General features: G+C 56.9%; 14 protein-coding genes and 1 pseudogene. 9 read left to right on the top strand and 6 right to left on the bottom strand.

The window, feature by feature from the left end; all coding sequences use genetic code 11:
• Positions 1-17: 17 nt before the first annotated feature.
• Together efeO and efeU are read right to left on the bottom strand one after the other, a co-directional pair.
• Positions 18-1217, bottom strand: a complete 1200-nt coding sequence (gene efeO / locus HGAS_RS03070; protein ID WP_019126446.1) for an iron uptake system protein EfeO — start codon at positions 1215-1217, stop codon at positions 18-20.
• Complete coding sequence (gene efeU / locus HGAS_RS03075; protein ID WP_019126447.1) at positions 1214-2086, bottom strand: iron uptake transporter permease EfeU; 873 nt, start codon at positions 2084-2086, stop codon at positions 1214-1216. Before efeU ends, efeO begins: the two co-directional genes overlap by 4 nt.
• A gap of 166 nt (positions 2087-2252) precedes the next feature.
• Between efeU and tatA the strand changes: the two genes are divergently transcribed.
• Positions 2253-2453: a Sec-independent protein translocase subunit TatA gene (gene tatA / locus HGAS_RS03080; protein WP_019126448.1), complete on the top strand. Its 201-nt coding sequence runs from the start codon at positions 2253-2255 to the stop codon at positions 2451-2453.
• A gap of 37 nt (positions 2454-2490) precedes the next feature.
• Complete coding sequence (gene tatC / locus HGAS_RS03085) at positions 2491-3270, top strand: twin-arginine translocase subunit TatC (RefSeq protein ID WP_009408876.1); 780 nt, start codon at positions 2491-2493, stop codon at positions 3268-3270.
• A 58-nt stretch (positions 3271-3328) separates the two neighbouring features.
• Here tatC and HGAS_RS08935 read toward each other — a convergent pair.
• Together HGAS_RS08935 and HGAS_RS03090 are read right to left on the bottom strand one after the other, a co-directional pair.
• Positions 3329-3412: pseudogene (locus tag HGAS_RS08935) on the bottom strand (hypothetical protein); the annotation flags it as partial.
• A 4-nt stretch (positions 3413-3416) separates the two neighbouring features.
• On the bottom strand, positions 3417-4661 hold the full coding sequence (locus HGAS_RS03090) for an MFS transporter (RefSeq protein WP_233993684.1): 1245 nt from the start codon (positions 4659-4661) through the stop codon (positions 3417-3419).
• Positions 4662-4831: 170 nt separating this feature from the next.
• On the opposite strand from HGAS_RS03090, the gene HGAS_RS08455 reads away from it, so the two are divergent.
• The 5 genes from HGAS_RS08455 (at position 4832) to HGAS_RS03115 (ending at position 10156) form a co-directional block, all read left to right on the top strand.
• Complete coding sequence (locus HGAS_RS08455; protein WP_019126451.1) at positions 4832-5173, top strand: dihydrofolate reductase; 342 nt, start codon at positions 4832-4834, stop codon at positions 5171-5173.
• Between the two features lie 76 nt (positions 5174-5249).
• The gene (locus HGAS_RS03100; RefSeq protein WP_019126452.1) at positions 5250-6584 is read left to right on the top strand and encodes an MFS transporter; all 1335 of its coding nucleotides are present in this window, start codon (positions 5250-5252) and stop codon (positions 6582-6584) included.
• A 77-nt stretch (positions 6585-6661) separates the two neighbouring features.
• Complete coding sequence (fumC, locus tag HGAS_RS03105; RefSeq protein WP_019126453.1) at positions 6662-8071, top strand: class II fumarate hydratase; 1410 nt, start codon at positions 6662-6664, stop codon at positions 8069-8071.
• Positions 8072-8181: 110 nt separating this feature from the next.
• On the top strand, positions 8182-8523 hold the full coding sequence (locus tag HGAS_RS03110; RefSeq protein ID WP_019126454.1) for a hypothetical protein: 342 nt from the start codon (positions 8182-8184) through the stop codon (positions 8521-8523).
• Between the two features lie 1153 nt (positions 8524-9676).
• Positions 9677-10156: a hypothetical protein gene (locus HGAS_RS03115; RefSeq protein WP_019126455.1), complete on the top strand. Its 480-nt coding sequence runs from the start codon at positions 9677-9679 to the stop codon at positions 10154-10156.
• Positions 10157-10209: 53 nt separating this feature from the next.
• Here the strand turns inward: HGAS_RS03115 and HGAS_RS03120 are convergent, their stop codons facing one another.
• Entirely contained in the window at positions 10210-11331 is a 1122-nt protein-coding gene (locus tag HGAS_RS03120) for a GuaB3 family IMP dehydrogenase-related protein (protein WP_019126456.1), read from the bottom strand.
• Between the two features lie 319 nt (positions 11332-11650).
• Here HGAS_RS03120 and HGAS_RS03125 point away from each other — a divergent pair, with 319 nt between their 5' ends.
• Positions 11651-11896 carry a hypothetical protein gene (locus HGAS_RS03125; RefSeq protein WP_233993687.1) on the top strand — a complete coding sequence of 82 codons (246 nt, stop codon included), beginning with the start codon at positions 11651-11653 and terminating at the stop codon, positions 11894-11896.
• Between the two features lie 112 nt (positions 11897-12008).
• A complete protein-coding gene (locus HGAS_RS03130; protein WP_019126458.1) occupies positions 12009-12743 on the top strand; it encodes an exonuclease domain-containing protein in 735 nt (244 codons plus the stop codon).
• Positions 12744-12832: 89 nt separating this feature from the next.
• Here HGAS_RS03130 and guaB read toward each other — a convergent pair whose 3' ends face one another.
• On the bottom strand, positions 12833-14350 hold the full coding sequence (guaB, locus tag HGAS_RS03135) for an IMP dehydrogenase (RefSeq protein WP_019126459.1): 1518 nt from the start codon (positions 14348-14350) through the stop codon (positions 12833-12835).
• Positions 14351-14376: the final 26 nt, after the last annotated feature.

Below are 14376 nucleotides of genomic sequence, written 5' to 3' on the forward strand. Positions count from 1 at the left end.
CTCGCTGTGTTCAGTAATTACTGAACGATTGCTGCGGTCAGCTGAGCCAAGGGAAGGCGCAGCGCGTTGACCTTGTCGGAAAGAGCCTTGCGGCCAGCTTCGTCGATGGTGTCGTAAGAGACGTAACCGTCGCCGTCCTTGTGCTTATCGAGCTCGTGCTGAAGCTCGGTGAAGGCATCGGAGATCTTTCCTGCCAGCTTGGGGTCCTTTGCCTTCGCAAGATCTTCAACCTCGCCGTATGCAACCTTGGCGCCTTCGACGTTTGCAACGAAGTCATACAGATCAGTGTGAGAGAAGGCTTCTTCTTCACCGGTGATCTTCGTGGTGGCAACCTCTTCAAGCAGCGAGATCGCGCCGTTGGAAATATCGGAGAGCGAGATCTTGAAGTTGTCGGAGTAGACCAGATCGTAGAGCTTTTGAGTATCCTCAACCAGCTTGTCAGCCATCTTCGAACGTTGATCCTCATTCAGGCCTTGGTAGCCATCCGGGCGCCACAGGTCTTTTTCGATCGCGTGCCAACCGGTCCATTCTCCGTCCGCGCCTTCTTCCTGCCAGTCAGCTTCGCGCTGGTCAAGAGCGGGGTCAATGTCGCCAAAGGCCTCGGCAGTGGGCTCAATGCGCTCGTAGTACATACGCGCGGGAGCGTATGCCTTGCGAGCCGAATCGAAGTCACCCTTCTTGTACAGCTCGGCGAAGGACTTGGTTTGCTCCAGGAGCTGACCGGACTGATCACGGACGTATGCGGTGTAGTTGGTGACGGCGGCATCGATCTGTGCCTTCTCGTCCGAGCTGACCTCGACGGGCTTTCCGGAGTCGGTCACGGTGAACTCAGTGGCGCCAACAAGTGCACCAACCATGTTCTTCTTGCAGGCGGTGAAGTACTTTCCGGGCTGCAGAGTCACGGTGTAGTCAACTGAGGTTCCGGGGCCCAAGTTTTCGCGCTCGCCGACAATGCGGAGCTTGTCTTCTGCAAGGATTTCGAACTCATTGCGAACGGTTCCGTTGTTCGTCAGCTTGAAGTTCACGACGCCGGAAGGCACGCTTGCAGCAGAGACCTTACAGGTGTCATCGGTGATGGTCACGCTCAGGGGAGCGTCGCTTGCGCCCGCACTTCCCGAGGCCGAAGAACTTGAGGGGTTGTTGGCAACACATGCGCTCAAACCCAGTGCTGAAACAGCCGCAATTCCAATAACGAGGCGCGTGCGGGAGGCGTTCATTTCTCTCCTTGTGAGGTGTAGTGTTGTGAGCCGATCATCCCGGAACGCACCAGGAAAAGCGGCAGAATAATGACGATGTAGAGCACCCAGCCAATAAGCTGCAGGTGGGTGGGTGCGGCATTGACGTTGAACATTGCTTCCAGAAGCGTCCACCACCACGTGGAGGTGGTCAGCCACGAATAGACCGAGCCATCTAGGTATGCGGTGATGTCATAGATGGGGGTTCCCCATCCCGGAATCACCGAGGCTTCCTGAAGATCGCCGATACCGTAGGAAACGATTCCTGCAGCGACGAAAATCAGAAGAAGACCGGTGATATTGAAGAAGATTGAAAGGTTAATTCGAGCTGCACCGGTGTAGATGAGCCAGCCGATGATAACGGCAACCACAAGTCCGGTCACAACGCCAAGAGCGGGCGCTGCAATTGCATTTTCGGCAGAAGATTTGATTGTCGCCCATACGAAGAGCGCGGTTTCAATGCCTTCCCGCGCAACTGCAATAAAGGCAATCCATACAACTCCCCACTCCGAGCCAGATGCAAGTTGTGCTGCCGTATCCTCACGAAGCTTGCGCGCAAATTGACGCGAATTTGAACTCATCCAGAGGATCATCCAGGTCACCATAGCGACCGCAACAAGCGAGAGCGTTCCTCCCAGAATTTCCTGCGCCTGGAATGACAGCGTGTAGGGCCCCCAGGTCATGATCGCACCAACGCTTAAGGGCAGCGCTGCGGCAATGATGACGCCAAACCAAACTTTGGGGAGCAGGTTCCTGCGTCCAACCTTCACCAGGTATGCCGCTACAACTCCGACGATCAGTGCGGCTTCGACACCCTCTCTGAGGGCAATCAGGAAGTTCGCGAGGAACATTTATCTCCCAACCGAATGATTTACGACAACCATTCATAACCTAATTAACTGAACTTAGGATAACCTGTGTTACCTATGTACGCCCCCTTTCGTTGTCTTTCTCACGCTAAACAGACGAAAGGCGGTGTAGGCTCATCCCAGGAATGCCGCCCAAGAAGGAGAAAACATGCGTCCCATCCACTGGATCATCGTCTTGATCGTTGTCCTTGTTCTTTTTGGCGCTCAAAAGCTCCCCGACTTGGCGCGATCCATCGGCAAGAGCGCAAAAATCCTCAAAGAGGAAATGAACGACCTGTCTCAAGACTCCTCATCCACCAGCGAGCAGACATCTACGTCTGAGCCTGAAAACACAGATTCGTCGAAGTAATTCCCCTCTCAACGCGCCATCATTTCGCTGCGAACCAATGACCCGGGCTGATTCTGACGCATATATGTCATTGACGCGCCACCTCCTCGAGCTGCGCGCGCGGCTTCTGCTCAGTCTTGCAGGCATCCTCGTTGGAGCAATCGGCGCGTGGTTCCTCTACACTCCGGCAACCACGTGGCTCACGCGTCCACTCGCCTCAGCCGGGGCCTCGGGAATCAACTTCCGCACAATCATCGGCCCCTTTTCGACCCACATCACCTTCGCGCTCTGGGCAGGCTTCATCCTGACAACTCCGTGGTGGCTGACCCAACTCTGGCTCTTCATCGCCCCCGCTCTGACGCGCACGGAAAAACGACGCACCGCACTGATCGCAATTCCCAGCGCGATTCTTTTCCTTGCGGGAGTCGCCTCGGCGCTGTGGTTTCTCCCCCACGCGGTCAGCCTTTTACTTTCTGAGCTTCCCCAAGGCACCTCCGCGCTGCTGGATTTTGATTCCTATATCAGCTTCGTCGTGATCCTGACCTTGGTGATCGGCGCGTCGTTCCTTTTCCCCATGATCATTATTGGGATTCACGCCTTGGGACTTGCCTCAACTGGGCAGATCCTTCGCCATTGGCGCTGGGCTGTTGTGGGGGCGACCGTCTTCGCCGCGATTACAAATCCGCTTCCCGACCTGTGGTCGATGATTCTTCAGATGTGCGCGCTTCTGGCTCTGTATTTTGGGGCGATTGGGGTGTGCTGGCTGCGCGATCTTCTTGCGCGGCGCCGTCAGCGTAAGCGCGAAGCTGCGCCATCGCTTGATCCGACTGCTGCCTGAACGAGGCGGTGAGCGCTTGGTAGCGCCTGTGCACATCAATGATGCGCCGCGCTGCTTCACTCATTCCTTTGGGGCCTAGAACCGCAAGGACGACCACAGCGATGATGATCGCTTCGGGTCCACTGATTCCAAGAAAGTCCATGTCTTCACTTTTGCACGCGTAGCTGCCTGGGGGCAAGCACAAGGGAGCTTGCCATCAATGCAAGGCCCGCGGTGGGAATGACCAGCATTGCTGCCAGCAGAGACGTGTGCTGAACCAAAACACCGACAAGAGGCGGTGCGACAAGAAAAGCCAAGCGCCCCAACCAAGAGACAATCGTGAGGCCAACCGCGGGATCCATTCCGCGGATATCGTGAGCGGCGTTGTAGGCCAGAGGTACCGAGGCCGAGGCACCAATTCCCGCCGTCGCAAAACCGAACAGCAGGGCTGGGGTTGTTCCGATGAGCAGTCCGCCTCCCATCCCGATAAGGATGAGCGCTCCCCCACCCGCTACGACTGCGCGCGGGCCAAATCTTCCGACCAAGGGATCTGCAATAAAGCGTCCCAGAGCATGAGTCGATAACAGGACAACATATCCACTTCCCGCGAGCGCCGCGCCTGTCTTTGCGTAATCACGCATAAAAAGCGTCGCCCAGCTAGATCCGGCATCCTCGATGAGCATTCCAGAAATACACAAAACAACAAGCAATCCCAAAACAATCGCTGGCGCCAAGGGACGAGTTCGAACACGAGAGAGATCCTCTCGATCTGTTTCTTCTGAGTTGTCAGGATCTGCGCCGGGAAGGGTAAAGGGAAGAACAAGTAATCCAAGTGCAATGCAGCCCAAAGAGGCAATGAGGGTGTGGGCCAGAAGCGAAATGTGCAAGGCGGTCGTGAGAATTCCAAAGCCTCCACCCGCAGCCGCACCCACGGACCACATCCCGTGGAATGAACTGATGATTGGGCGGCGATATTCACGTTGCAGACGCAAGCCCTGCATATTTTGTGCGACATCCACCAGAGAATCACTGCAGCCATTCAAGAAGAATCCGCACGCAAGAAGCAGATACAACGAGACTGAGAGAAGAGAATCGTTGGAAACTAGGGGACGCAGAGTCGCACTCAGGCCAATTGTCAGTACCGCGATTCCGATCCCAATTGTCAAAAGTGAGGCCGCAATACGTGATGTTAAGCGGCGAACAACCTTCGCAGCGAATGGGCCAGCAAGAATTCCTCCCAGCGATGATAGAGCGATCGTGGCGCCGTAAACACTTGCCGAGAGGCCAAACACATCCTTGATTTCTGGGAAGCGAAGCACCAAGCTCCCAATAAGAAGCCCATTGGTGAAGAACAGCGCGCAGATTGCCACGCGCGCTTTTCTCCTGCGAGAGTGCGTGTGTTCTGGCATCATCGTCACTCTCCTATGAGCGCTTCGGGTTTCCCTTTTAATATCTACCGGATAGTAGCAGCCATTTCAGGAAGGAAGCTCATCGCCTGAACAACCAATCCGGATGCTTGTTCATAACCGGAGGCACTGGGGTGGAAACCATCACTAGCCCAAAAGTCTGAAACCAGCTCTGCGTGTGCGACATCAACAAAATCGCCGAGGGCGCTCTCGTCGTCTCCTCCGTCGATGAGGCGCTTCAGATCGCTCGCGAGGAAACGGCGCGTACGGACGCCCCCTACATCTGGATCACGGGCGGGGCTCAGCTCTACGCGCAGACCCTTCCCCTCCTGGACGAGGCCGTGGTGACCGACCTGGAGCTGGACGTGGCCGCGAGCGCTCCCGAGGGATCGACCTTCGTATACGCGCCGCCGCTGGATCCGGCGCTGTGGCGCAGGGACGAGGAGCGCAGTGACGCGCAGTGGCGTGAGCGCTCCGGGGACGCTCGCTGGAAGGTGAGCACCTGGGTGCAGCGCTAAGCGACGCTCCCCCCGCTTCGATACCTGTCCGGCAAGGCCCCGCGCATCGCGCGGGGCCTTCGTCGTAGGATGCACTGTGCCCTCATCACCTTTGCTGACGAATCCGACGCTGCGCGCGCTCGTGGCGATCGCGCTGTTTACGTACACGGCGCAGAACATGCTCAACGTGTCGATCGCTCCCCTGTCGCGCGCTCTGAACCTGCCCGAGTGGATCGTGGGCGCGGCCGTGTCCTTGGCGGCCGCCGCGGTGACGGCGCTCAGCCAGTTCTGGGGGCGCCGCTCGATCGCCTGGGGGCGCAGGCGCGTCATCCTGTTGGCGCTGTTCTTGGCACTCACGGCGGGCACGCTCTTTTCCGCGGCTGTGTGGGCGCGAGCGGCCGGTTACATCGGCGCTTTCCTCGCGGCGGGCGCCATCATGGCGGCGCGCGGCCCCTTCTTCGGAGCGGCCGTCGCGGCTATCCCGCCGACGGGCCAGGCCCTCGTCGCCGAGGTGACCCCCGACGAGACCTCGCGCGTGCGCGGCACGTCCGCGTTTTCCGGTACGATCAACCTGTCAGTCATGGTCGGCTCCCTCGTCTCCTCGGCACTGGGAGCCTGCTGGATCTTCGGCCCCGTGCACGCCACCCCGATTTTCGTCCTCATCGCCCTGGCCATCGCCCTGTTCTGGCTGCCCCGCGACGGAGCATCGACGCGCCCAAGGAGGAGCCTGCCCCGCCTGACGGCCAGGAACACGGAATCCGAGCAAGCGGCCCCGGCCTCGTCGACTGAACCGGTGACAAATTACGCGAGCGGTGCGACGGCCACCACCGACCTACCCCCGCGCGTGCGGTGGACCGACCGGCGCATCGCCCCGTGGATCGCTTCGGTGTTCGGCATCTACTTTGCGAACGGCGTCGTTCAGATCACGATGGGTTTTCTCGTCCAGGATCGCGGCGGACTCGATCCCACGCCCGCCGTCTCCGTGACCGCCCTCATGCTGCTGGCCAACGCCGCTGGCGCCATGCTCATGCAGCTGATCGTCGTGCCGCGCCTGGGGTGGAGTCCGCGCAGACTGCTGCGCGCCGGCATGACGCTCGCCCTCGTGGCCCTCACGTGCCTGACGATCGCGCCGTCGCTGTGGGCGCTGGCTGTCTCAACGTTCGCGATGGGCGTCGCCTCGGGCATGGCCTCCCCCGGCTACTCGGCGGGCGCATCCCTGGCGGTGAGCGCACGCGAGCAGGGCGGCATCGCCGGCGTCATCAACGCGACCGGCGCGATCACGTGGATCGTGGCCCCCGTGAGCGCCACGGCCCTGTACGGCTGGATGCCGCTGTCGCCCTTCGCGCTGGCACTCTCACTGGTCGCGCTGTCGTGCGCGTGCGCCTGGTGGCTCCTGCACCGAGCGGACATCGGGGCACGCGCGCGCGACTAGGACGAGTGCCCCACACCTCACAGCGCGCGCGGCGCTATCCTAGGAGGGTACGTAAGCCCTACGCGAAGGAGCCACCTGTGGCACAAGAAACCCGTACCGAATCAGATTCGATGGGAACCGTTGAGGTTGCCGCAGATCGTTACTGGGGAGCACAGACCGAACGTTCACTGCACAATTTCGACATCGGCCGTAATACTTTCGTCTGGGGCCGCCCTATGGTGCGCGCACTGGGAACGCTGAAGAAGGCTGCGGCACTGGCAAACGCCGAGCTGGGAGAACTGCCCCAAGATATTGCAGACCTGATTGCACGCGCAGCCGATGAGGTCATTGAGGGCAAGCTCGACGACCACTTCCCGCTGGTTGTCTTCCAAACCGGTTCGGGCACTCAGTCCAATATGAATGCCAACGAAGTGATCTCGAACCGTGCTATCGAGCTTGCGGGTGGCGTCATGGGATCCAAGACTCCCGTTCACCCGAACGATCACGTTAACCGCGGCCAGTCCTCGAATGACACCTTCCCCACCGCAATGCACATTGCCGTGGTCCAGGAGCTCCAGGCCATGTACCCACGCGTCGAGCAACTGCGCAACACCCTGGACAAGAAGTCAAAGGAATACGCCGACGTCGTCATGGTTGGCCGCACCCACCTGCAGGACGCAACGCCCATTACCCTGGGCCAGGTTATTTCCGGCTGGGTTGCACAAATCGATTTCGCGCTTGATGGCATTCGCTACGCGGATTCTCGTGCACGCGAACTGGCCATCGGCGGAACCGCAGTGGGAACCGGCCTCAATGCTCACCCTGCATTCGGCCAGCTGGCTGCCAAGAAGATTTCCGAGGAAACCGGCATTGAGTTCAAGCAGGCCTCGAACCTGTTCGCAGCCCTGGGCGCACACGACGCGCTGGTGCTGGTCTCTGGCGCACTGCGCGTTCTGGCGGATGCACTCATGAAGATCGCCAACGATGTGCGCTGGTATGCTTCCGGCCCGCGCGACGGCATCGGCGAGCTCATCATCCCCGAGAATGAGCCCGGATCGTCGATCATGCCCGGCAAGGTCAACCCGACCCAGTGCGAGGCCATGACCATGGTCGCAACCCAGGTCTTCGGCAACGACGCAACCGTCGGTTTCGCGGGTTCACAGGGCAACTTCCAGCTCAACGTTTTCAAGCCCGTCATGGCATGGAATGTCCTGGAATCGATCCGCCTGCTGGGTGATGCCTGCGTTTCCTTCGATATCCACTGCGCATACGGCATTGAGCCGAACCGCGAAAAGATTCAGCACCACCTGGATATCAACCTGATGCTGGTTACCGCACTGAACCGTCACATCGGTTATGACAAGGCCTCGAAGATCGCGAAGAACGCCCACCACAAGGGCATCTCGCTTCGCGAGTCCGCTCTGGAGCTTGGTTTTGTCACTCCCGAAGAGTTCGATGCATGGGTTGTTCCCGCGGATATGACGCACCCCAGCGCCGCTGACAAGTAAACCCACTGGGTATAACTCGCACTTATGCCCCGGTTTGGACGGTGTCCAAACCGGGGCATAGTTCTGCGCGATAGAATACAAACATAAATCTTGAAGGAAAGAGGAATCTGGTGGCACTTTTTGAACGTCAAACCGACGGTGGCTTCATTGTTGCGCTTCCATTTGAGAATGCGTTTCCTTTACTGGTTCAAGAGATACAAAAACTTGGTTGGGGAGTTCATATGGTTGCCCCCACGACCGGCCACATTAAGGCAACAACCGATATGTCCATGTTGACCTACGGTGAAACGATTTGGATCTCAGCCTTCTCCATCCCGCAGGGCACATCGGTAGCAATGCGCGTTGAAGCCACGGGTTTTGCTCCCGCATTCCAGGGGAAGCAGAACCGCAAGAACATCAAAAAGCTTCGCGATAGCATTTCGGTCTTCGCTCAGACCTTCGACGCTCAATAACTGTTGCTTCCACACCAGACCTTTGACGCTCAATCACTTTTTCTCCCACGTGAGCTACGGGAAGATTAGTACACTTTCAATTGACTGAAATCACAGGCTTTCTCTACCCGGCCTACGCATTGCCGTTCTAGTAGCCGGTTTACTTGCGGCTATTTTCCTGCCCTTCACAGCAATCTGGAACCATTCAGCAGCGGACGGCGCATTTTACGCGCGCAATCTGGGCTATGCCCTTGTCATGGCACTGATTCTTCTCAGTCCATCTGTCACGGTTCTGCTGATCGATTCGGCAGCTTAAACGGCGTAACGTGTTGTTTATTTCGTGGGATGACCCTTCGTGGCCGTCCCGTTTTTATACACTGATTTGCACAAAAATCATTGACAATACTTAAATTCGCAGGGATAATTATTCACGGGTGCACCAAAGAATCGCTGCACGCCACTTGTTATCTTCTCACGGCTTCCCGGCCGCCACCGCCAGATTGGCACTTCATTTCAACCTTTTCGTCTCCAAGGACAAACAATGAAGTTAACAAAAGCACTAGCGATTGCAACAGCGCTAGCCTTCATCGCCCCCCATCATTTGCAGCTACAAACGACCTCCCTCAGGACGCAGCTGAACAAAGAAGTTGCTCGGCATCCCGCGCCTTAACAAGACACGAGCTAGAAGAGTCAAACAAACTACTCACCCACGGATTAGAGGTAATTCAGACACGGGAACAAGCTACTACGGGCTCCACGCCTAGCGACTTTAGTGTTACACAGGGATACCGAAGCGCGTCAGGGTCCGGAAAACTACAGCTCGACACTTTCGTCGGCTATACCCATTCTGGGACGTACGCAATTCAGCGACTCTACAATCCCTCTAATCCAGAGGCAACAATTAATGAAACTATCTCTCAAGTTTCAACCAACCTCAAGCTAGAGAGTTCGTTTGAAGTGATCAGTACAACTTCAAACGATACGACCCCTCAAGACGCACCAAGAGGCCGTTGCAAAACACTGGACTGGGGATGCGCAAAGAACCGCTGTGGCTGGGCTATGGACATTTGCCGCAAGCGTATCCAATGCTTAGCGGTACTTTGCATTTATGCGGTGGGTTCATGCTGCACCGAATGGGAACCAAACCCCTATCAATAAGAAAGGAGATCCTACAATGAAAATCATCGACGAGAAGAGATCGTCACTCGATAGCTTGATCTACGTCTTTTTCTTCCTTGGCACCCTTGGAATCGTCTTTTCATTGAAGGGAATGTTCAGCGATCAGCCAATGTTGTGGCTCTCCAAGCCACTCGCATGGGGCATCATCATTGGGTTTGCATTAACTCTTGCGGGATTGATCCTCAGGCTGGCGAATCTGGTCCAACTTTCACGGTCAATCCGCTGGATTGCGATCGCCTACAACTTCGCAATTCCGTTCGTAACTCTGGGAGTTCTGATTGGAACCTTCCAGATGAACGCAATGCCCAGTTTTGGCGCATTCCTCAATGAATATAGCGATGTCATTACAGCGCCAGCACTACTGCCATGGCTGTTCACAGGCACGCTTCTCTCCGACCTTTTCCTTCCATACAGGATGGGAGAACTCAAGTCCCACACGCCGACTTTTGGCTCGGAAAGCGAAAAGACAGCATAGGTGAACACCTGTCATTCTGGGTGGTGAACGCTCAAGTTCACCACCCAGATCTATTAGCGCCAGTAAGGGCTGACAACGACTTCGGCCTTCTGCAGGTCCTTCACTTCCGAATAGCCCGTCGAGGCCATTGTCCGCTTAAGCGCGCCAATGAAGTTGAGCGTTCCATCCGCCCGCGTTGATGGCCCATAGAGAATCTCGCTGAAGGTACCCGAGGTCCCCACGCGAACGCGATGCCCTCGCGGAAGCTCTGGGTGCGTGGCCTCGGATCCCCAATGCCACCCACGTCCGGGAGCTTCTTCAGCACGAGCCAGGGCCGCACCCATCATCACTGCGTCCGCTCCACAGGCAATCGCACGTGTCATATCACCAGAGCGCCCAATTCCACCGTCTGCAATCACGTGAACATAACGTCCACCCGATTCATCCATGTAATCACGACGCGCTGCAGCAACATCTGCGATGGCCGTCGCCATAGGCGCATGGACTCCAAGAGACTGGCGCGTTGCATGCGCCGCTCCCCCTCCAAAGCCGACCAAAATACCTGCGGCGCCGGTTCGCATGAGGTGCAGGGCAGCGGTATCTGTTGAGACGCCGCCAACGATCACCGGAACATCGAGTTCATAAATGAAACGTTTAAGGTTCAGAGGCTCCGCGCGCGATGAAACATGCTCGGCCGAAACGGTAGTCCCACGGATGACGAAGAGGTCCACCCCGGCCTCGACAACTGCACGCCAGTAGCGCTGGGTACGCTGCGGCGAAAGTTTTCCGGCGACAACGACACCCGCCTTGCGAATATATTGCAAACGTTCGGTGATGAGGTCTTCTTGAATGGGGGCGGAATAGATCTGCTGCAAACGCGCAATCGAGCCATCTGCAGGTAGCTGCGCGATTTCGTCCAAAATTGGCTGAGGGTTTTCGTAGCGAGTCCACAATCCATCCAGATCCAGGACCCCAATTCCGCCGAGTTTGCCAAAGAGGATCGCAGTGTCGGGACTCATCACCGAGTCCATAGGTGCGGCCATAATAGGGACGTCGACGTGATACGCATCGATTTGCCAGCCAACATTCACGTCCGCAGGATCCCTGGTCCGACGCGCCGAAACTAGTGCAATGTCATCCAAGGTATACGCCCGACGACCACGTTTTCCTCGACCAATTTCGACCTCGTTAGCCATGACGCCATTCTAGTCGCACAATCTCGTCGGACGCGTCACCAAGGGGCGGAAGACACGAAGCCCCACCGGCCACATAATGTAAGCTATTTCACATATTGTCTACATGACGATACGGTTTTACATTCGATCACAAACGCCTGTGGACACATGGTAAAAAACCCAAAAATTTTACTTTAATTTTATTCTCTTTATGAGGTGGCCTTGGGTAAACTTCACCACTTCCTCACCTTTACCCAATCACGATTTTCCCTAGAGACGAAAGCGAAAAAGCCGCTTCACGAAACACTTGAAACAGGCTGAGCGGACAGGCACACTGTGTATGTCATCACAGAGATACACCTACTACCGGTGTTCGTCATTTGATCCGCAGGAGGTCACCATGTTGACAGCAGCAGCTGCCATTACCAAGGATTTCCGACGCAGTTCACGCACGGAAAACCGTAATCGTCAGGATGTATCGCGCCGTACAAGCGAACGCGCACCCCGGAAGCTCGAATCACGAGATCGCGCTCAGATGCCCTGCGCATACACGCGTTTCTCCTTCCCCTTGCCTTTGCATCCCTGATCACTGGCCAGTTCCACTCTGTCCCGCTTCTTCGTCGAAGCGGGACACTTTTATGTGCCGCGGACTGAAAAAACTGGACGCAAATGACAGGGCGCTGATGCACACTTAAGTCATGGCAGACACACACCCTCATTCTTGGGCTCAGCTTCCCTGGCTGGGCTTCGATACCGAAACGACAGGCGTCAACCCCCATCGCGACCGTCTTGTCAGTGCGGCTCTGGTTCTGCGCAGCGAAGGCGCATCTGGATCCCCGGATTCCGACACTATTAAGACGTGGTTAGCTGATCCGGGCGTCGACATCCCGGACACAGCCGCACAAATCCACGGTATTACCACCCAGTACGCACGCAGCCATGGGCGACCCATCGAAGAAGTCCTCGAAGAAGTGGCATCTGCACTGACAGCGCACATGGCGCAGGGCTACCCAGTCGTTGCCTTTAATGGAAGCTACGATCTCACCCTGCTCGAAGAAGAGCTCCGCCGTCACTCGCTCCCAACACTGTGCGACAGACTTGGAACCCCAGAACCGGCACCGATCATTGATCCCCTGGTATTGGACCGCCATCTTGAGCGCTTCCGCAAAGGAAAGAAGCAGCTGTCACTAATGGCAGCGGCTTACAGCGTTCCTGTCTCAGAAAACGCACACACTGCTGAATACGACGTAATCATGACCCTTGATGTCCTGGCTGCTATTGCCCGGAAATATCCGGACTGTGCATCTAAAGGCTGCCGGGAAATCCACGCCTTCCAGAAGGACGCCCACGCAGCTTGGGCAGAAAACTTTGAGAATTTCATGCGCTCAAAGGGCAGGGACACGCATATCGATCGCCGCTGGCCCATGCAATAAGGGCGCGGCTCAAATGCAATAAGGACACGCTCCAAATACTTTAAGGGCACGGCTTAAAGCCGTGCCCTTAAAGACTTCTTACTGACGAATCACTTCGTCGAAGAGTGATAGTTCGGAGCCTCAGTCGTCATCTGAACGTCATGCGGGTGCGATTCACGCAAGCCTGCAGAGGTAATGCGAACGAAACGACCATTACGCTTCACAGCGTCAATCGTCGAGGCACCCAGGTAGAACATCGTCTGATGCAGACCGCCCACCAGCTGGTAAACAACCGCAGCAAGCGAACCGGTGTAGGGAACCTGGCCCTCGATGCCCTCGGGAACGATCTTGTCATCCGAAGAGACATCAGCTTGGAAGTAGCGATCCTTCGAGTACGACTTGCGTCCGCGCGAACTCATCGCGCCCAAGGAGCCCATGCCACGGTAGCGCTTGTACTGCTTGCCATTCGTGAAGACGACCTCACCGGGTGATTCCTCGCAGCCAGCAAGAAGCGAGCCCAACATGACCGTGTCCGCACCGGCAACAATTGCCTTACCGATATCGCCGGAGTACTGCAGGCCGCCATCAGCAATCAGGGGCACACCTGCCGGCTTGCATGCCAGAGATGCCAAGTAGATCGCGGTCACCTGAGGCACACCCACGCCGGCAACGACACGCGTTGTACAGATCGAACCCGGGCCAACGCCCACCTTCACAGCGTCAACACCGGCATCGATCAGGGCCTGAGCACCTTCGGTTGTTGCAACGTTGCCACCGATGATCTGAACACCATCGAAAGAAGAGTCAGCCTTGATCTTTCGGATCATTTCCAAAGCCAAGGCAGCGCCACCGTTAGCAGTATCAACAACCAGGACGTCAACACCTGCATCGCGAAGCGCACAGGCGCGTTCCCAGGTATCTCCCCAGTAGCCAACCGCTGCGCCGACCATCAGACGACCGCGATCATCCTTCGTCGCATTCGGGTACTGCTCGGTCTTAACGAAGTCCTTCACCGTGATCAGACCGGTCAGACGCCCATCTTCATCAATGATGGGGAGCTTCTCGACGCGATTTGTCGCAAGCAGTGCCTTCGCTTCCTCACGGCTGGTCCCGACCTTGCCCGTCACCAGACGTTCGCGAGGAGTCATGCAATCACGAACCTTCAGGGTTGCCCACTGATCGGTGGGAACAAAACGCAGATCGCGGTTCGTAATAATGCCAATGAGCTGCTGCTGATCGTCAACAACAGGAAGGCCCGAGACACGGTAGTGGCCGCACAAACGATCCAGTTCCTCGATGGTGGCATCGGGGCCAATAGTCACCGGGTCCTCAACCATTCCCGATTCAGAACGCTTCACCTGACGAACCTGGGAAGCTTGCTCTTCAATCGAAAGGTTTCGGTGCAAGATTCCAATACCGCCCTGGCGAGCCATTGCAATCGCCATGCGCGCCTCGGTCACCGTATCCATCGCCGCAGAAAGCAAGGGAATACGCAGGCGGATCTTCTTCGTCAACTGAGCAGATGTATCAACCTCAGAGGGAACAACATCGGTCAGTTCAGGAAGGAGCAGAACGTCATCGTAGGTCAGTCCGGTCAAAGCAAAAGGATCATTGTGAATGTCTGCCATGAACAGAGTTTAGGCCCGAAAGTGGG

Origin of the sequence: Actinomyces sp. ph3 (assembly GCF_000308055.1) — a bacterium.
GTDB lineage: Bacteria > Actinomycetota > Actinomycetes > Actinomycetales > Actinomycetaceae > Pauljensenia.